This is a genomic window from Metabacillus flavus (assembly GCF_018283675.1).
Lineage (GTDB): Bacteria > Bacillota > Bacilli > Bacillales > Bacillaceae > Metabacillus_B > Metabacillus_B flavus.
Genome location: NZ_JAGVRK010000001.1, coordinates 2,263,849 through 2,280,755, shown reverse-complemented (window position 1 = coordinate 2,280,755; position 16,907 = coordinate 2,263,849). Strand labels below are relative to the sequence as shown.

The 16,907-nt window shown below is 43.0% G+C and carries 15 protein-coding genes and 3 pseudogenes; 14 read left to right on the top strand and 4 right to left on the bottom strand.

From position 1 onward, the window contains the following. Nucleotides 1-199: 199 nt before the first annotated feature. The 5 genes and pseudogenes from J9317_RS11725 to fni all read left to right on the top strand — a co-directional run bounded on the left by J9317_RS11725 (nucleotide 200) and on the right by fni (nucleotide 4,077). Nucleotides 200-373, top strand: coding sequence for a DUF5359 family protein (locus J9317_RS11725; RefSeq protein WP_211558814.1), 174 nt, complete (start codon nucleotides 200-202; stop codon nucleotides 371-373). Between the two features lie 80 nt (nucleotides 374-453). After that, a complete protein-coding gene (gene cmk, locus J9317_RS11720; protein WP_211558805.1) occupies nucleotides 454-1,125 on the top strand; it encodes a (d)CMP kinase in 672 nt (223 codons plus the stop codon). A gap of 5 nt (nucleotides 1,126-1,130) precedes the next feature. Next, complete coding sequence (locus J9317_RS11715) at nucleotides 1,131-1,712, top strand: lysophospholipid acyltransferase family protein (RefSeq protein WP_211558803.1); 582 nt, start codon at nucleotides 1,131-1,133, stop codon at nucleotides 1,710-1,712. Nucleotides 1,713-1,862: 150 nt separating this feature from the next. After that, nucleotides 1,863-3,012: pseudogene (rpsA, locus tag J9317_RS11710) on the top strand (30S ribosomal protein S1). A 12-nt stretch (nucleotides 3,013-3,024) separates the two neighbouring features. Beyond that, nucleotides 3,025-4,077: a type 2 isopentenyl-diphosphate Delta-isomerase gene (gene fni / locus J9317_RS11705; protein ID WP_211558799.1), complete on the top strand. Its 1,053-nt coding sequence runs from the start codon at nucleotides 3,025-3,027 to the stop codon at nucleotides 4,075-4,077. Nucleotides 4,078-4,138: 61 nt separating this feature from the next. On the opposite strand, the gene J9317_RS11700 is transcribed toward fni, so the two are convergent. Then, on the bottom strand, nucleotides 4,139-4,273 hold the full coding sequence (locus tag J9317_RS11700) for a YpzI family protein (RefSeq protein ID WP_211558796.1): 135 nt from the start codon (nucleotides 4,271-4,273) through the stop codon (nucleotides 4,139-4,141). A gap of 284 nt (nucleotides 4,274-4,557) precedes the next feature. On the opposite strand from J9317_RS11700, the gene J9317_RS11695 reads away from it, so the two are divergent. The 7 genes and pseudogenes from J9317_RS11695 (at nucleotide 4,558) to J9317_RS11665 (ending at nucleotide 12,462) form a co-directional block, all read left to right on the top strand. Further along, complete coding sequence (locus J9317_RS11695; RefSeq protein ID WP_211558795.1) at nucleotides 4,558-5,166, top strand: YphA family membrane protein; 609 nt, start codon at nucleotides 4,558-4,560, stop codon at nucleotides 5,164-5,166. A 372-nt stretch (nucleotides 5,167-5,538) separates the two neighbouring features. Beyond that, nucleotides 5,539-6,849: a ribosome biogenesis GTPase Der gene (gene der / locus J9317_RS11690; RefSeq protein ID WP_211558793.1), complete on the top strand. Its 1,311-nt coding sequence runs from the start codon at nucleotides 5,539-5,541 to the stop codon at nucleotides 6,847-6,849. Nucleotides 6,850-6,884: 35 nt separating this feature from the next. Then, nucleotides 6,885-7,921, top strand: a pseudogene (locus J9317_RS11685) (NAD(P)H-dependent glycerol-3-phosphate dehydrogenase). 311 nt (nucleotides 7,922-8,232) lie between these two features. Next, on the top strand, nucleotides 8,233-8,436 hold the full coding sequence (locus J9317_RS11680) for a DUF2768 domain-containing protein (RefSeq protein ID WP_211558791.1): 204 nt from the start codon (nucleotides 8,233-8,235) through the stop codon (nucleotides 8,434-8,436). A 16-nt stretch (nucleotides 8,437-8,452) separates the two neighbouring features. Next, nucleotides 8,453-9,169 (top strand): hypothetical protein, encoded by a 717-nt coding sequence (locus J9317_RS11675; RefSeq protein ID WP_211558789.1) that lies wholly within the window; start codon nucleotides 8,453-8,455, stop codon nucleotides 9,167-9,169. Nucleotides 9,170-9,351: 182 nt separating this feature from the next. Then, the gene (spoIVA, locus tag J9317_RS11670; protein ID WP_211558787.1) at nucleotides 9,352-10,830 is read left to right on the top strand and encodes a stage IV sporulation protein A; all 1,479 of its coding nucleotides are present in this window, start codon (nucleotides 9,352-9,354) and stop codon (nucleotides 10,828-10,830) included. A gap of 282 nt (nucleotides 10,831-11,112) precedes the next feature. Beyond that, nucleotides 11,113-12,462 carry an ArsB/NhaD family transporter gene (locus J9317_RS11665; RefSeq protein ID WP_211558785.1) on the top strand — a complete coding sequence of 450 codons (1,350 nt, stop codon included), beginning with the start codon at nucleotides 11,113-11,115 and terminating at the stop codon, nucleotides 12,460-12,462. A gap of 35 nt (nucleotides 12,463-12,497) precedes the next feature. Here J9317_RS11665 and J9317_RS11660 read toward each other — a convergent pair. The 3 genes and pseudogenes from J9317_RS11660 to J9317_RS11650 form a co-directional block, all read right to left on the bottom strand. Continuing rightward, nucleotides 12,498-13,156, bottom strand: a pseudogene (locus J9317_RS11660) (DUF2642 domain-containing protein). A gap of 34 nt (nucleotides 13,157-13,190) precedes the next feature. Continuing rightward, nucleotides 13,191-14,138, bottom strand: coding sequence for a DUF2642 domain-containing protein (locus tag J9317_RS11655; RefSeq protein WP_211558783.1), 948 nt, complete (start codon nucleotides 14,136-14,138; stop codon nucleotides 13,191-13,193). Nucleotides 14,139-14,262: 124 nt separating this feature from the next. Beyond that, on the bottom strand, nucleotides 14,263-15,366 hold the full coding sequence (locus J9317_RS11650) for a CotH kinase family protein (protein WP_211558781.1): 1,104 nt from the start codon (nucleotides 15,364-15,366) through the stop codon (nucleotides 14,263-14,265). Nucleotides 15,367-15,526: 160 nt separating this feature from the next. On the opposite strand from J9317_RS11650, the gene J9317_RS11645 reads away from it, so the two are divergent. Both J9317_RS11645 and hbs read left to right on the top strand, forming a co-directional pair. Further along, on the top strand, nucleotides 15,527-16,063 hold the full coding sequence (locus tag J9317_RS11645) for a hypothetical protein (protein ID WP_211558779.1): 537 nt from the start codon (nucleotides 15,527-15,529) through the stop codon (nucleotides 16,061-16,063). 369 nt (nucleotides 16,064-16,432) lie between these two features. Then, nucleotides 16,433-16,711 (top strand): non-specific DNA-binding protein Hbs, encoded by a 279-nt coding sequence (hbs, locus tag J9317_RS11640; protein ID WP_035408626.1) that lies wholly within the window; start codon nucleotides 16,433-16,435, stop codon nucleotides 16,709-16,711. Nucleotides 16,712-16,907 lie beyond the last annotated feature (196 nt).

Sequence of the window (16,907 nt, the reverse complement as noted above, 5' to 3'; positions counted from 1 at the left end):
GCGCAAAGCGCAGAGGAGGCTCACCGTCCGCCCAAGGATAAGCGAACGCCTGCCAGCTGCAATCAACAGCCAAGTTTAACAGAGCTTTAAAAAAAGGAAATGTTAAGCAGTCCTGCTTTTTTTGAACACTTTTTGATTCAAGCATAAATCAGCAGACAACTTTAACAGAACCTTAAAAAGGTCAGGTGCTGAGCGGGATATGAAACGAGCAGAAAGAATGTTAATGAGATTGATTATTTTTCATCTGGCTGCATTAATTGCTGCACAGGCAATCATGCAGCAGCCCGCGATCAAACCGTATGTTTCCAAAGCAATCAGATATGAGGGCGTGAACAGGCAGACAGTCAGTGAATGGCTGGAAACTTTTAAATAATCATGTGTGCAGATGACCAGTCTGCATTCTTTTCTGCTGCGAACTGCAATGAATCTATTACTCTTAGAAGGAGATTGAACATGAATAAAAGACTATCGGTAGCAATAGATGGACCTGCCGCAGCAGGCAAAAGCACTGTAGCAAAACAAGTAGCCAGGGACTTTTCGTATGTTTATATTGACACAGGAGCCATGTATAGAGCCCTGACGCTAACTGCCATCAGAAATGATAAAGATACAGAAAATGAGGATGAACTGATGGAACTGCTTCATTCTATGGATATTACGCTTGTACCTGAAGGCCCAAATCAGCTTGTTCTGATCAACGGCGAAGATGTTACTGAGGAGATTCGGACGAGCGAAATCAGCAATCACGTTTCAGCTGTGTCCATGCATCGATTAGTACGGGAAGAAATGGTGAGAAGGCAGCAGAAAATGGCTGAATCCGGCGGAGTGGTCATGGATGGACGGGATATCGGGACCCATGTCCTTCCGGATGCAGATGTAAAAGTGTTTCTGCTGGCTTCAGTTGAAGAGCGGGCGAAGCGGAGATATGAAGAAAACCTGCTTAGAGGATTTGATTCAAGCATTGATCTTTTGGCAAAAGAGATTGCCAGAAGAGATAAACTGGATTCCGAAAGAGAGGTTTCCCCGTTAAAGAAAGCAGAGGATGCTGTTGAAATCGATACGACTTCACTCAGTATAGGAGAAGTAGTGGTCCGCATAAAAGAATTAATGACAGAGAGGCTTTGATAAGAATGTCCTTATACCAATTTGGGAAAAACCTTATTTTAGTTTTATTTAAGCCAGTATATAGAATGGAAGTACATGGAAGGGAGAACTTTCCGAAAGAAGGCTCTGTCCTTTTATGCAGCAATCACATTGACAATCTTGATCCTCCGATCGTCGGAGCCTGTACACCCCGCATGGTCCATTTCATGGCGAAAGAAGAATTATTTAAAATTCCTGTATTGGGGAAGATCCTGCTCAAGGTCGGAGCTTTTCCGGTGAAAAGGGGATTGAGCGACCGGGAAGCATTGAGAAAAGGATTAAAAGTTTTGAAGGATGGAGAGGTTTTAGGATTGTTTCCTGAGGGAACTAGAAGTAAAGACGGACAGCTTGGAAAAGGACTCGCGGGAGCGGGATTTTTTGCTCTCCGGTCGGATGCTTTGGTTGTTCCGTGCGCGGTAATCGGACCTTATAAACCTTTTAAGAAAGTCCGCATTTATTTTGGCAAACCTCTGGATGCCAGGGAGTACAGAGAGAGAAAAGTCTCTGCTGATGAAATGACATTGGTCATTATGGAACAAATTAGTGAACTGCTCGAAAAACATCGTTAAACAAGAGTTTTGACTTGACAAAAAGTAGCATTTATTAGAAGTTAGTACAAAGAGGGGTTTTCATTTCATTCGTTTGTCGAATGAAATACCATACATATTATCAAAGTTGTGCAGGTTTTGACCAAGGAGGTAAATGGAATGGTAGATGAAATGAACAATGGGGAAATGAATAACGTGGAAGTAGCTGTACCTGAAGTTGGGGACATCGTTAAAGGCACAGTAACGAAGGTTGAGGAGAAGCAGGTAATTGTTGAAATTGACAATTGCAAACACACAGGCATAATTCCAATCAGCGAGCTTTCCAGCCTTCACATTGAAAAAGCTTCAGATGCAGTCAAGGAAGATGATGAACTGGAACTTAAGGTTTCCAAGGTGGAAGAAGAAGCTATTATTTTGTCTAAGCGCGCAGTGGATGCTGACAAGGCTTGGGATGACCTTGAGAAAAAGTATGAAGAAAAAGTAATATTCGAAGCTGAGATCAAAGACGTTGTTAAAGGCGGACTTGTAGTGGATCTTGGCGTAAGAGGATTTATTCCGGCATCATTAGTAGAAACTCACTTTGTAGAAGATTTTTCCGACTACAAAGGCAAAGAACTCTCGATAATGGTAGTGGAGCTTGACCGCGAAAAAAAACCGTGTCATTCTTTCTCACAGAGCAGTTATCGAAAAGGAATCCTCCGATAAAAAACAGGAGCTCCTTGAATCGCTTCAAGCAGACCAGGTTCTGGAAGGGACCGTACAGCGTCTTACAGACTTCGGAGCCTTTGTTGACATCGGCGGAGTAGACGGACTCGTTCATATCTCCCAGCTTTCGCATACTCATGTGGATAAGCCGTCCGATGTAGTGGAAGAAGGCCAAAAAGTATCGGTTAAAGTCCTTTCAGTTGACCGCGATAATGAGCGGATTTCACTTTCAATTAAAGAAACACTGCCTGGGCCATGGGCTCAAATTTCTGAAAAAGTGAAAGCAGGAGATGTCAAAGACGGTACCGTCAAGCGTCTTGTAAGCTTTGGTGCTTTTGTAGAAATTCTTCCGGGTGTAGAAGGTCTTGTTCATATTTCTCAAATTTCCAACAAGCATATCGGCACACCGCAGGAAGTTCTTGAAGAAGGACAGGAAGTGAGTGTAAAAGTGCTGGATGTTAACGAGAATGAGCAAAGGATTTCTCTCAGCATGAAGGAGCTTGAAGAACCTCAAAAGGCAGATGAGAGCGATTATAAAAATTATCAGCCAAAAGAAGAATCCTCAGGATTCTCGTTAGGCGATATGATTGGCGATCAGCTAAAAAAACTTAAATAATGGTGATGATTCTTGAGCAGAGCTAAACGCAAACTAGATCATATAAATCATGCTTTGTCCACCGGACAAAGCAGGGAAAACGGGTTTGATGATATCACGTTTGTTCACAAAAGCCTGCCGGACTCATCCGTTGAAGACATTGATATGTCAGCAAGGATAGGCGAACTTTCTATAAGTTCGCCTATTTATATCAACGCGATGACCGGAGGCGGAGGGAAGAAAACGCAGCAAATCAATGAAGCCCTATCAGCAGCAGCTGCTTCATTCGGCATGGCGATCGCAGTAGGTTCACAAATGGCGGCTATCCGGGACAAGGCAGAGCAGCCCTCATATAAAGTGGTGAGGAAGGTGAATCCGAAGGGTATCATTTTTGCAAACCTGGGCAGTGAAGCCACTGCAGATCAGGCAAAGCAGGCAATTGATATGATTGAAGCGGATGCCATCCAAATTCATTTGAATGTGATACAGGAGCTTGTCATGCCTGAAGGTGACCGGGATTTCACGGGTGCTTTGACCCGGATTGAACAAATTGTCCGGCATGCCGGTGTACCGGTTATCGTGAAAGAAACAGGCTTTGGAATGGATCGGGATACCGTAATCCGTTTGAAAAATGCAGGCGTTTCAGCCATCGATATTGGCGGATACGGCGGAACGAACTTTTCAAAGATTGAAAATGCAAGGCGAAACAGAGCACTGCACGCATTTAACGGCTGGGGGATTCCGTCAGCCGTCTCCATAGCCGAAGGATCAAATGCCGCAAGCGGCGAGGTAAGTATCCTCGGTTCGGGAGGTATTCAAGATTCCCTTGATGCGGCGAAGGCCATTGCGTTAGGTGCTTCCGCTTCAGGGATGGCAGGAATACTTCTCTCCGTCCTGACAGAGCACGGTGAAGAAGGGCTGCATGAAGAACTGAGGCTTCTGCATGAAGAGTTTAAATGGATCATGTGTGCGTTAGGAACGAAAACGCTTCAGGATTTGCAAAACGCTCCTATAGTCATTTCAGGTGCATCCCATCATTGGCTGGCTGAAAGAGGATTTGAAACCTCTTTTTACAGCCGGCGGTAAAAAAGAGCCCTTGCTTTGCGCACTTCCTAATAAAGGAAGCAGGCAAGCACAGGGCTTTTTTTCATCTTTCATTTCTCTCCCTTGATTGTTCTGTACTTTCAAGGCTTGTGGCTCCGTTATTTTCCAGTTTTTGATCGCGATCAGATTCGACACGCTTGCTTTCCCTCAATTTCTTTTCTTGACGGTCCTTTCCCATAAAACACACCCCCTAATTTTAGACTCTGCTAAACCTGAATGAGGATTTTGACACCCTTTTGATTGGAGCGGAAGACGCTGGACTCCTGCATAGTTAAGGAGTCAAAGGCCTAAAGCGGCTTCCGCACCACCCGTAAAAGATGCAGGCCTGAGGCGGAAATCGACAGGTACGTTTAACAGACCCTATTTTTAAGTAGTTTGCATCAATTTTCATTATTCAGCCATTAAATTTTGATTAAAACCTGCTGATCTCTTCCATAATGATAGGGATGGGAGAGGATGTATATGCAGGGGATATTATTTTACTGGGTCTCTTGGGCTTTATGGATCGCTTGTACGTTTCTTATGAATAAATCGAATCTCAGGACTTTTTTTTCATTTTTTCTTCTTCTGCTGATTATTTCTGCAGGATTATATATTTCTTTGCCAGCTGGAGAAATGGGAGCGGCTTTTTTAATGCTTTACATAGGATGCAGCGGAGCGGCAGCCTATCGCAGATTGCATCGATCTCTTCGGTTTATGGTGAGCGCCCTTGGAATTACCGCTGGATATACCGGTATAAAGCTCATGCAGCTTTTTGATCCAGTCTGGTTTACGATCAGTCCGTTTTTTGTATTATTCATGATCATTTTTATTGCAGCAGGATTGCTGGGTAAATCTTTTCCCGAAAAAGTGTGTTTATTTTTGATTGGAATCTGCAATGGAGAAATGCTGTATGAATATATAATCCTCCCCGTCTCGGGAGCACTAAGTATAGGCCAGGAAACGTTTCTGGATTTTTCATTGCTCGGTATGGCCGGTTTTAGTATATGGGGGCTGATGGAGTGGTATTCAAACCTCGGTAATCAAACCTACCAAAAGCCAAGTAAGGCAAAGCAAAGCCGGAACGCCTAATCTGCAGACAGGAAAAAGAACTTTACAGGAAGTACGAACTTAAATTGTTAATTAAGAGAAAAGCTGATATGATAAGTTTGGACGCCCTTCTTCGGAATTTGATGGAAGGGTTTATTTCATCACGCATAAACGGTTATTAACGGGCTTTCAGGTAACGAAATTGTAAAGCAGGAGCCTGCAATAGCCGGGACGCAGGCACACAATTCAGGCGCCGCGTCATTGGTCCACATAAACTGCGTACCCTTATCTAAATGAAAATTGAAATGATATGATCGTATTAATAATAAATCAAAATGTTTAATACAAGCAGAATAAGCTTGCCTTAGAGCAGGCTGATATGCAGGATCGTGTTGGAAAGGATGTAAAAGAGATATGCCAAAACCAGTAGTTGCAATTGTAGGGAGACCAAATGTTGGAAAATCGACTATTTTTAACAGAATTGTCGGAGAGCGGGTTTCCATTGTAGAAGACCGTCCGGGAGTTACTCGGGACAGGATCTACAACAAAGGCGAGTGGCTCAATTATGAGTTCAACATCATTGATACAGGCGGTATCGATATTGGCGATGAACCATTTTTAGCCCAAATCAGACATCAGGCAGAAATTGCGATTGATGAAGCAGATGTCATCATCTTTATGACAAACGGCAGAGAAGGGGTTACGGCAGCTGATGAAGAAGTTGCAAAAATCCTTTATCGTACGAAGAAGCCTGTCGTGCTGGCTGTTAATAAAATTGATAACCCGGATATGCGGGAAGCGATGTATGATTTTTATGCACTCGGCTTTGGCGATCCATTCCCGATTTCAGGATCCCATGGAATTGGCCTCGGGGATATGCTGGATGATGTAATCAAGCATTTTGCTGGAATCAGCCAATCGGATTATGATGAAGAAATCATTAAGTTCAGCCTGATTGGCAGGCCGAATGTCGGTAAATCCTCACTTGTTAATGCTATGCTCGGGGAAGAGCGGGTAATCGTCAGTGACATTGCCGGTACGACCAGAGATGCTGTGGATACGACATTCAAGCATAATGGCCAGGAATACGTGATTATAGACACGGCCGGAATGAGAAAAAAAGGAAAAGTATACGAATCCACGGAAAAATACAGCGTCCTGAGAGCGCTGAAGGCAATCGACCGCTCTGATGTTGTTCTAGTTGTCATCAATGGGGAAGAGGGAATTATCGAGCAGGATAAGAAAATTGCCGGTTACGCCCATGAAGCAGGTAAAGCCATTATAATCGTTGTGAATAAATGGGATGCCGTCGAGAAAGATGACAAAACCATGAAAACGTTCGAGACAAATATTAGAGAGCATTTTCTTTTCTTAAGCTATGCCCCTATTATTTTTCTATCGGCTAAGACGAAGCAGAGAATTCATACGTTAGTTCCTGAAATCGTAAAAGTAAGCGAAAATCACTCTCAAAGGGTTCAAACAAATATTTTGAATGAAGTTGTCATGGATGCTGTAGCAATGAATCCAACCCCTTCTGATAAAGGGAAAAGGCTTAAAATTTATTATGCTACACAAGTCGCTGTTAAACCGCCTGCGTTTGCTGTTTTTGTTAATGAACCTGAGTTAATGCATTTCTCTTATGAAAGATTTTTAGAAAACCGCATTCGTGACGCATTCGGATTTGAAGGAACTCCAATTAAGATTTTCTCGCGGGCACGTAAATAATTGAACGGCAGATAAAAGGGCAGGGGGTATGTGAGATGGAAAAGATTGCATTACTTGGTGCGGGGAGCTGGGGAACTGCTCTTGCTTTAGTTCTCGCTGATAATGGTCATGATGTGAGACTATGGAGCCACAGGCAGGAGCTCGCAGATGAAATCAATATGCAAAAGCAAAACAGCAAATATTTGCCTGATATCATACTTCCGGAAGGAATTACCGCATACCACGATCTTCAAGGTGCGCTGGCAGATGCTCAGACGATTGTGGTTGCCGTTCCTTCAAAAGCCATCCGTGAAGTTCTTGCGAGTGTAAGGAATCTTATAAATAAACAGGTTACGATGGTCCATGTGTGCAAAGGAATTGAACCGGATTCACTTAAGCGGGTTTCAGAAATTATTACAGAGGAAATGCCTGCTGACATGTTAGAGTCTCTTGTCGTATTATCAGGCCCGAGCCATGCAGAAGAGGTCAGTTTAAGACATCCTACAACGGTGACCTCATCCTCTGATGATGTGAAGGCTGCCGAACGGGTTCAAGAGCTGTTCATGAATCAGCATTTTAGAGTCTACACCAATCCGGACATGATCGGAGTGGAAATCGGCGGTGCTTTAAAAAATGTCATTGCTCTTGCAGCCGGAATTACGGATGGACTGGGCTATGGAGATAATGCGAAAGCCGCTTTAATTACAAGAGGACTTGCAGAAATTGCAAGGCTCGGCAGTGTAATGGGGGGAACCCTCTCACCTTTTCCGGGTTAACGGGAATCGGAGATTTGATTGTTACTTGTACCAGCGTCCATTCACGAAATTGGAGAGCCGGCAATATGCTTGGTAAAGGGCATGATCTTGATGAGGTTCTGAGCAATATGGGCATGGTTGTTGAAGGTGTGCGGACCACGAAAGCTGCCCATCAGCTTGCAGAAAAGTATCAGGTTAAAATGCCGATCGCAGAAGCGCTTTATAATGTTCTATTTAATGGGCATTCACCAAAAGAAGCTGTGGATTCATTAATGGGCAGAGGAAGAACTCACGAAATGGAAGACCTTGTTAACATTATGGAAAATCGTTTGCAATAGCCATGCTTCATTAATGGGGGACCTGCATACAATATCTGGAGATTCAAGGCTCTATCCATTCCTCTCCGTATTAGCCCGATTCCCCCTTACATGAAAAACTCATAAAAATGGGCATTTGAGGATGCAACCATTCATTGGATCGCATAAAATAAATCGAAGCATTCGAAGAGTTGTTTCTCTTGACTGGGATCATTAGTCTGTTTCCCCTAAGCTGAAGTAAGGAAGCCCCCTCTTTACTTCAGTTTCTATTTTTTGAAAATTGGGACAAGCAAATTTGTAACCGCTCACAACGATGCCGGGAGGGAAAAAGAATGACGCCAGGCCTTTTGAAAATGTGGATTGCGTTATCATCCATTGCCTTTATGTTTGCTGCTGTTTTTTCAATTTACATAAGCAGGTATAAGCTGAAGAGCGGAATAATCAAGATGATCGTTTCAGCCGCTGCTTACTTTTTTATGATTTCGGCCGGTCTGCTTATGATTTTTGTCGTATTCAGCGGTCCAGTATCCAAATAGGACTGAGGTGAAGAAAATGAAGAAATGGGCCGCTTTTGGATGGATTTCCATGATTATCCTGCTAAGCGGGTGTTTGTATCCGCAGGCTGAGCTGACGCAAAATCAAATTCCCTATGAAGACCAGCTTGAGAGCGTTCAAAAAGCTGTCATGAAATACAGAGAGGATACGGGCGGTCTTTTACCGATTAAAAACAAGGATATGAAAACGCCAATCTATGAAAAATATCCAATTGATTTCTCAAAAATAGTACCAAGTTTTCTGCCCGAGCCGCCGGGAACCTCCTATGAAAACGGGGGGATTTATCAATACGTACTTATCTATCCAGAAAAAAACCCAACAGTTAAGCTAATCGATCTGCGGATGGCCGAAGAAATTAGAGACCTGCGCATCAGGCTGAGTGCCTATACACAGTCCAAGCAGTACCCTCCATATAAGGAAGTCCTTGAGTCTGGTGTGTTCACTTTGGACTACACTAAGCTTGGACTTAAAACAGCTCCTGCTGTAACGAGTCCTTTTTCAGGTAATCAGCTTCCTCTTCTGATTGGCAGTGATGGAGAAATTTTTGTGGACTATCGGATCGACCTTCAGTCAAAATTGAAAGAAACCGGGAAGCATCCTAAACCAGATGAGGATATAAGGGAGCTTCTTGTCAAAGATTCGGTGTTTGTACCGGCATTTTCCAAACCTTTCACCGTAAATGAAAAAAACGAACCCGTTTTTATGAAGAATTAAGGAATGAACCCTTCTGGAGACCCATAGACTCCGATAGAAGGGTTTTTTATTTTGACATCCAAGATAGAAAATTTTTCTCAATCAGGCATAAACAATTAGGACAACATCATAAACATAAAGTGTCCTTAACAATGTGAAAAAAATCGGGGTATCCCAATATAGCTAAACCGGGAGGGGATCGCTTGGAAAAGGTAGATATTTTTAAAGATATTGCTGAACGCACCGGCGGTGATATTTATCTTGGCGTTGTCGGAGCAGTCAGAACAGGAAAATCTACATTTATTAAAAAGTTCATGGAATTAGTGGTGCTTCCAAACATCGGCAGCGAGGCGGACAAAGCGCGTGCCCAGGATGAACTGCCTCAAAGTGCAGCCGGAAGAACCATCATGACGACAGAACCCAAATTTGTGCCCAATCAGGCTGTCAGCGTCCATGTGGAGGATGGCCTTGAAGTGAACATCAGGCTTGTAGACTGTGTCGGCTACACAGTCCCCGGCGCTAAAGGTTATGAGGATGAAAATGGTCCAAGAATGATTACGACTCCTTGGTATGAAGAGCCTATTCCTTTCCATGAAGCTGCTGAAATTGGGACGCGCAAAGTGATTCAGGAGCATTCAACGATAGGCGTTGTTGTTACAACAGACGGAACGATTGGGGAAATTCCGAGAACGGATTATATTGAAGCAGAAGAACGTGTCATTGATGAGCTGAAGGAAGTGGGTAAACCGTTTATTATGGTCATCAATACGGTTCAGCCGTACCATCCTGAGACAGAGAGGCTGAAGCAGCAGCTTAATGAAAAGTACGATATACCGGTCCTTGCAATGAGTGTGGAAAGCATGAGGGACAGTGATGTCATGAATGTCCTGAGAGAGGCCCTTTATGAGTTCCCTGTACTGGAAGTAAACGTCAACCTGCCGAGCTGGGTTATGGTGCTTAGGGAAAACCACTGGCTTCGCGAAAGCTACCAGGAAGCGGTTAAGGACACGGTAAAGGATATTAAGCGGTTAAGGGATGTAGACAGAGTCGTAAGTTTCTTCAGTGAGTATGAGTTTATTGAACGGGCTAGTCTTGCTGGTATTGAAATGGGCCAGGGGATTGCAGAAATTGATTTATACGCACCTGATTATCTTTACGATGATATCCTTCGTGAAGTGGTGGGAGTGGAGATTAGAGGGAAGGATCATCTTCTCCAGCTTATGCAGGATTTCGCCTATGCAAAAGCTGAATATGACCAGGTTTCAGATGCGCTGCGGATGGTGAAGCAAACCGGATATGGAGTGGCAGCCCCGGCACTATCCGATATGAGTCTGGATGAACCTGAGATTATCCGCCAAGGTTCGAGATTTGGGGTGAGGCTGAAGGCAGTCGCACCATCCATACACATGATTAAAGTGGATGTTGAATCAGAATTCTCGCCGATTATCGGAACGGAGAAGCAAAGTGAAGAGCTGGTCCGCTACTTAATGCAGGATTTTGAAGATGATCCGCTCTCCATCTGGAACTCAGATATTTTCGGACGTTCACTCAGTTCCATTGTAAGAGAAGGTATTCAGGCAAAGCTTTCCCTTATGCCGGAGAATGCAAGATACAAGCTGAAAGAAACGTTAGAGCGAATTATTAACGAGGGATCAGGCGGACTGATCGCGATTATTTTATAGAAGCAGCTGACCCGTCCAATCAGGAGACGGGTTTTTTTGTGTTTATTTACATAAAAGACATTCAGCCAGTAAACAAAAAGCCGGGATTTAAGGAGAGCTGTCCGAATAGCGGGGGAACTTTGAAGGCATAAGCCCAGTCCAGTAAGCTGCATAGCGCGGGTTTAAGCGGATTTCTAATACGTTAGGTATTCATATCAGACAAAAAGAAAGTGGCCTCATATAAATAGAGTACGGATGATGGGAAAAGACAAGCGTTTAATAAATAGAGAGAGGAGAAAAACAATGATATTTACATCCGGCTTTGCCGCAGCAACCATTGTTTTCTTTTTTACCATGATACTCGTTATTACAAGGCCGATGAAACTGAATGAAGCTGTTTATGCATGCGCAGGAGCAATAACCGTTATGCTTTTAGGGATTGTATCCATGTCAGATATAGCGGAGATATACTTCAAAATTGAAGATGCCTCAATTACCATTATTTCTAACTTCATTCTCGCTCTGATTCTTGATAGAATTGGATTTTTCCAGCTTGTGGCAGATTATCTGATTCGATTATCCCGTAATTCAGGACCAAGACTGTTCTGGCTGACAGCGGGACTTAGTTATTTAATGACACTGCTTTTTAATAATGACGGATGCATTTTGATTCTAACCCCTCTGCTAATAAAATTGCTCAATGCCACCTCATTTAAGAAGCATGAAAAATTTCCGATTCTCTTAACGAGTGCCCTTGTAGCAACTGCTTCCAGTGCACCGATAGGAGTCAGCAATATCGTGAACTTAGTGGCACTAAAAATTATCGGCATGTCCCTGCATGAACATGTATGGATGATGTTCCTTCCTGCTACGCTTGGGGTTATATTTTTAACTTTTCTTTTGTACGGATTGCTAAGAAAGAAAATTCCAAAAACATTTGTCTCAAAACCATTCTCTCCGGATTCAAGCCGATTTCATCATCCGCTCAAACCTCTCAATCCAGTAAAAATCAATCCTAAGCATGTTCTGATGATCTGCTCCTTTATTCTAGGGATGAGAATTATATTAATAAGCAGCTCTATGCTCGGCTTATCATTATCCTTTCTTTCCATTGCGGGAGTGCTGCTTCTATATCTATTCACTAGAAAAACATATCAAATATCGATGAGACGAACGCTAACGAAGGCTCCATGGCACGTGTTTTTATTTGCGTTTGCTATGTATATTTTGATTTATGGTTTAAACAATGCGGGAATTACAGCTGAATTGACAAAGTATATGGCCGGTATGATAGAAAGTATGCCTCTTGCCGAATCTTCAATGACAATTGCGCTCGTTACAGCAGCCCTTTCAAACCTGATAAACAATCATCCGGCGTTAATGCTGATGATGATGGCGCTATCAGACCTGCAGCTCAGCCCCATAATTTTGAAAGCTTCCTATATGGCGATTATTATCGGCAGTGATATTGGATCTCTCGTAACCCCGATCGGAACGCTTGCCACATTGCTTTGGCTGTATATACTAAAGGAAAACGGGATCAAAATCAAGTGGAAGAGCTATATGAGGGTAACGCTGCTTACCATTCCATTAACAGTAGTCGTAACCGTCTTCTTCCTGCTTGGCTGGATATACCTCAACATAAATATGTAAAAAACCAATGAGATCTTCTCATTGGTTTGTGTTTTTTAAGGCAAATGAGCAGCCTTAACGTGGCTGATTTTCAGATAGATGGGCTGTCCGTCTGCTTTTATCAGTTCCATCATGTTTTGTTCAATGTTTTTGAGAAGTCCTATTTTTTCAGGATTTTCAGCTAAATCAAAAACAAGCATTTGGCCGGTATGTTTCTTAAGCTGCTCCTCTAAATTTCGATTCACGCTTAGTCCTGCAATCGTAACAGGCAGCTCCTGGCTGTTTAATGTATAGGGAGTGGTATTAGCGGGATATGGAATCAGCCACTTTAAATGGTGAAGGGAAATCAGTACATTTTTGAAGACAGGTGAATAAAAAACCAGGTAGTCATTCAACACATTTGTAATATATCCATGCAGAGATTTATTGCCGGTCACATAAATTTCTGCGAATATTCCCTTCGCCTGATTCAGCGTTTTCCGGTAAGAAATCTGCTCATCAGACTTTACCGGTTTTTCTGGAACTTCACCTTCAAAACAATCCGGTTCAGTTGTCTGCTGGATGCTGTGAACGTGCAGAAGGGGATATAAAGGTGCTGAGTGCCGTTGAATAAAACGATGATATCCAGTCCTGCGTCTACTAATTGTCCTAAAAATCTTACTTTGCCGGTAATTTCTGCTTCAACCGGTTTTCCGATCAGCTGTGTGTAAGTCAACGGTCGCTCCTCCTTGCAGATTATCGTGTGTTACTTATCTTTTCCAGTGGAAATCCACTGTTTTCGTTACTTGAGTATACACTTTATCGTAGCTGCGTTCGCGGGTCGCTTCAACATTCTGGTTCGCTTCCTGGCTGCTTTTATTTGAATCCTGTGATTTGTTATTATTTTCTTCGTTCCCGTTTTGATTTTCTTCTGCATTGCTTTCTTCTTCATTGGACAATTTGGCTTTAATACTGCGAACGTGTCCTGGTTCAATAACGATGGATTCTTTTTTTCCCTCCAAAACATATCTGCCGCGTCCTTGCTCATACAAGGTGCCTTCTGCTTTTTCGGGGCCTCCGCTATGAACGGCTACTTGAGATCCTCTTAGGACTTGGAACAGCTTATCGTAACTATGCGCCAGATAGTATTCATCCTCGCAGCCGCAGTCTTCTTTGCCTTCGTTTTCCTGCTCGTTTTCCTGTTCTTTGCTGACAATGCCTGCAAGGCTTTTGATATGATACATGCTGATATAAAGAACATCTTTTTTGGATTTTACAATGACAAAGTCACTTTTTACGTCCAAAATTGTCCCTTTTACGGAATCTGGTCCGCCCTGATTGATTTGAACTGCTTCGCCTGCATGCATGCGAAGCAGGCTGCGGAAATTGCGTGAATAGTAATAGTCAGGAATTTCCTGTACTTTTCCGTCTTGTTTCTGTGCTTCCGCTTCTTCCAATCTTGCTTCAGCTTCAGCAGCTGCAACTGCTCTTTCATCTACTTCTTGTTCTGCATTGGATTCTGCGGTCACGCTTTTAACGTGGTGAAGCTGGTAGTAAACAACCGGACTTTTAGGACCAGGTTTTTCTACGGCTAAAACGAGGAAATCTGTACCTAAATCAAGGAGTAACCCTTTTTTGGCTTCAGGGCCACCGCGGTTAATTTTCACTGTTTCGCCAACATAAGATTTCCAGTTTCTTGAGTTTTGCTTTTGTTTCATCATTCTTCCTCCTCGGAAAATGTCCATAGTAGTTATTTATAATGCATTTATACTCACCCATGGCATAAGTTGAACCAAGATATGAACCCAAATTTAGCAAATTAGCAACAATTGGTTCTGTTGCCTACTTCCATCCTCTGCTGGACAATTCCCTGGATAAAAAATCGTTTCTAGCCTGAATAAAATCTTTAATGAAGAGGGGCTCCTGTCTAAATTCCTGTAAATATTTCCCGATATAAGGGTCTCCTTGAACTTCCGGTTCCAATTGGACAAACAGATCATCAATCATTGGAGCAACTGTTTTGGCAGTAAATGATTGATCCAATAAACTGCACATTAGCCCAGCATAAAGATTTTTAAAAGATTCAATGGCGAGTAGTCTTGCAGACAGTGTATTGTATCCCTCAATTCTGACGTATTCAGCTCCCATATTGGTACCGTTCACATCTCTCCCGAAGGTGGCATCGTAATCCCAGGGGATAATATTAAATTGATTCGTCTGTTCATCCAGCAATAGCGCATAATTATGAACAAAACCGTCAAAGTTTTGGAGGCAAACTACACCTGCCAGCCAAGTCAAGTACTGCCGGACATTTAAATATTCAGCAATTCTTTTTTCAAATTCCTGATGTGTGGCCGTATTTATAAATACTATAAATTCAGTTAGCCTCTTAAGCGCTGTTTTATTGCCTGTTTTTAGTTCATATCCTTGCAGCAAGTTATTTTTCAGCGACTTATCAAGGTCGCTGTGAAGTGAAAAGTTAGCGTCTCCATCAATTGCATAGATGATGGAGCAAGGATTAAGCCTGTGGTTTTCTGCAAAGTCTTCATTTACAGACTCAAGCTTTAAATAAATTCCTTCGTATTTTCCATTTATATAGAACTTTACATATTCCCAGTGAGGGACAATCAGTCCGATTAAATCTAAGAACTTAAATGACAATGCATTTCTCATAAAAGAAGGATCATAATATTCGGCATTTAAATGAAATTCACGTTCCCCATTCAGCGTTTTCTTTCCTGCATGTTTAATAAAATATGATTTTTTCTTCGCTTTCCTGGTATGTGCTCCCCTGTAAGCGATTTCGGCATGAACCTTTGATTGATCCTGAAAGCCAAGTGTAATAGGGAGAGGTTCATCATTCCATAAATCCCGTTTAAGTTCGCCCAGATGGCGGGGATTGATGGAGCAATTCAGCTTTTTAATGGATGCTTCGGCAGAGCTCATATTCATCACACCTTTTTGATGGTATCCCATCATATGCAAAGACAACTAATCTTTGTTAAAGGGCACGAGTATATTTTCAAAGTGTGGGACAACAAACCAAGCAATCGCAAACGCTGAAGCGTATTCTAGAGCATAAAGAATAAAGGGGGTTAGAAGATATATGACACAGCATGATATTTTTGATGCTCATCAGCTTGCTTTGGAAAATGGTCTTGAAGGATTCTTGTTTCAAGACCCATCTGAAGCAGAGGTAGAAGAGATGTTAATGATGCCTCCAGGAAGAAGCCGCCGTTCCGGCAGAGGTTCACGCCGAGGCAGCCGCCGTTCCGGCAGAGGTTCGCGCCGAGGCAGCCGCCGTTCCGGCAGAGGATCACGCAGAGGCAGCCGCCGTTCCGGCAGAGGTTCGCGCAGAGGCAGCCGCCGTTCCGGCAGAGGATCACGCAGAGGCAGCCGCCGTTCCGGCAGAGGTTCGCGCAGAGGCAGCCGCCGTTCCGGCAGAGGATCACGCAGAGGCAGCCGCCGTTCCGGCAGAGGATCACGCAGAGGCAGCCGCTGTTCCGGCAGAGGATCACGCAGAGGCAGCCGCCGTTCCGGCAGAGGCTCGCGCAGAGGAACTGGCCGTCGTTCAGGCAAAGGTTCAAGAAACAGAAATCCGTGGGTTTGCCGTTCCATTCGCAGAAGCGGGAACCAACACTAAGCTTTAAGAAAGGCTGGTATAACAGCCTTTCTTTGCTGTTTACATAATTAAAAAATCAGACAGTAAATTTCCTTTTATTGCTCCTAATCCCTTTAATATCAACGAATTTCAGCGTTATTTCTTGCTAAGGTAAATTAATTATGATAATCTACTATCAGCATTGGGAGAATAATTTCTCTCTAATGGTCAGATTTGCCTAAAATATGCGCTTTTCAAGCGGAAAATCATTGAATTCTCTTTTATTATCCGTTAAGATAAGCGTGTTAACAGTAAAAGCTTGATTTTACGTATAATTCAGGCGATTTCTGTGAAGAAATGTAATAACAGCTTAACTGTTATTCTACCCATTCTTGGGAGGAGGTGAAAGGCATGAACAAAACAGAACTAATCAATGCAGTAGCTGAGGCTAGCGAACTATCTAAAAAGGACGCTACTAAAGCAGTTGAATCCGTATTCGACACGATTCTTGACGCGTTGAAAGACGGCGATAAAGTACAACTTATCGGTTTTGGCAACTTCGAAGTTCGCGAGCGTGCAGCCCGTAAAGGCCGTAACCCGCAAACTGGTGAAGAAATCGAAATCCCGGCAAGTAAAGTGCCTGCTTTCAAACCAGGTAAAGCTCTTAAAGATGCTGTTGCTGGCAAATAATTAGCACATTCTTTTATTTGTGTATGGCATGAGCAAATACATACACGTTTCTTCACAGATAGCCCCTTTTTAAGGGGCTTTTCATTTGTTTACTGTTTAATTTGGAGGAAATCATCTTCCTGGAAAATCTATACATATATAATCAAGCGTTACAGAGCATCCAAGAAGGCTCTAGCTTTTGCTTTTAAACTCATTG

Bases quoted from the DNA above. Each gene is read 5' to 3' on its own strand.
- J9317_RS11725 (WP_211558814.1), top strand. From the start codon at position 200: ATGAAACGAGCAGAAAGAATGTTAATGAGATTGATTATTTTTCATCTG.
- cmk (WP_211558805.1), top strand. From the start codon at position 454: ATGAATAAAAGACTATCGGTAGCAATAGATGGACCTGCCGCAGCAGGC.
- J9317_RS11715 (WP_211558803.1), top strand. From the start codon at position 1,131: ATGTCCTTATACCAATTTGGGAAAAACCTTATTTTAGTTTTATTTAAG.
- J9317_RS11700 (WP_211558796.1), bottom strand. From the start codon at position 4,273: ATGGGAAAGGACCGTCAAGAAAAGAAATTGAGGGAAAGCAAGCGTGTC.
- J9317_RS11695 (WP_211558795.1), top strand. From the start codon at position 4,558: ATGCAGGGGATATTATTTTACTGGGTCTCTTGGGCTTTATGGATCGCT.
- der (WP_211558793.1), top strand. From the start codon at position 5,539: ATGCCAAAACCAGTAGTTGCAATTGTAGGGAGACCAAATGTTGGAAAA.
- J9317_RS11680 (WP_211558791.1), top strand. From the start codon at position 8,233: ATGACGCCAGGCCTTTTGAAAATGTGGATTGCGTTATCATCCATTGCC.
- J9317_RS11675 (WP_211558789.1), top strand. From the start codon at position 8,453: ATGAAGAAATGGGCCGCTTTTGGATGGATTTCCATGATTATCCTGCTA.
- J9317_RS11665 (WP_211558785.1), top strand. From the start codon at position 11,113: ATGATATTTACATCCGGCTTTGCCGCAGCAACCATTGTTTTCTTTTTT.
- J9317_RS11655 (WP_211558783.1), bottom strand. From the start codon at position 14,138: ATGAAACAAAAGCAAAACTCAAGAAACTGGAAATCTTATGTTGGCGAA.
- J9317_RS11650 (WP_211558781.1), bottom strand. From the start codon at position 15,366: ATGAGCTCTGCCGAAGCATCCATTAAAAAGCTGAATTGCTCCATCAAT.
- J9317_RS11645 (WP_211558779.1), top strand. From the start codon at position 15,527: ATGACACAGCATGATATTTTTGATGCTCATCAGCTTGCTTTGGAAAAT.
- hbs (WP_035408626.1), top strand. From the start codon at position 16,433: ATGAACAAAACAGAACTAATCAATGCAGTAGCTGAGGCTAGCGAACTA.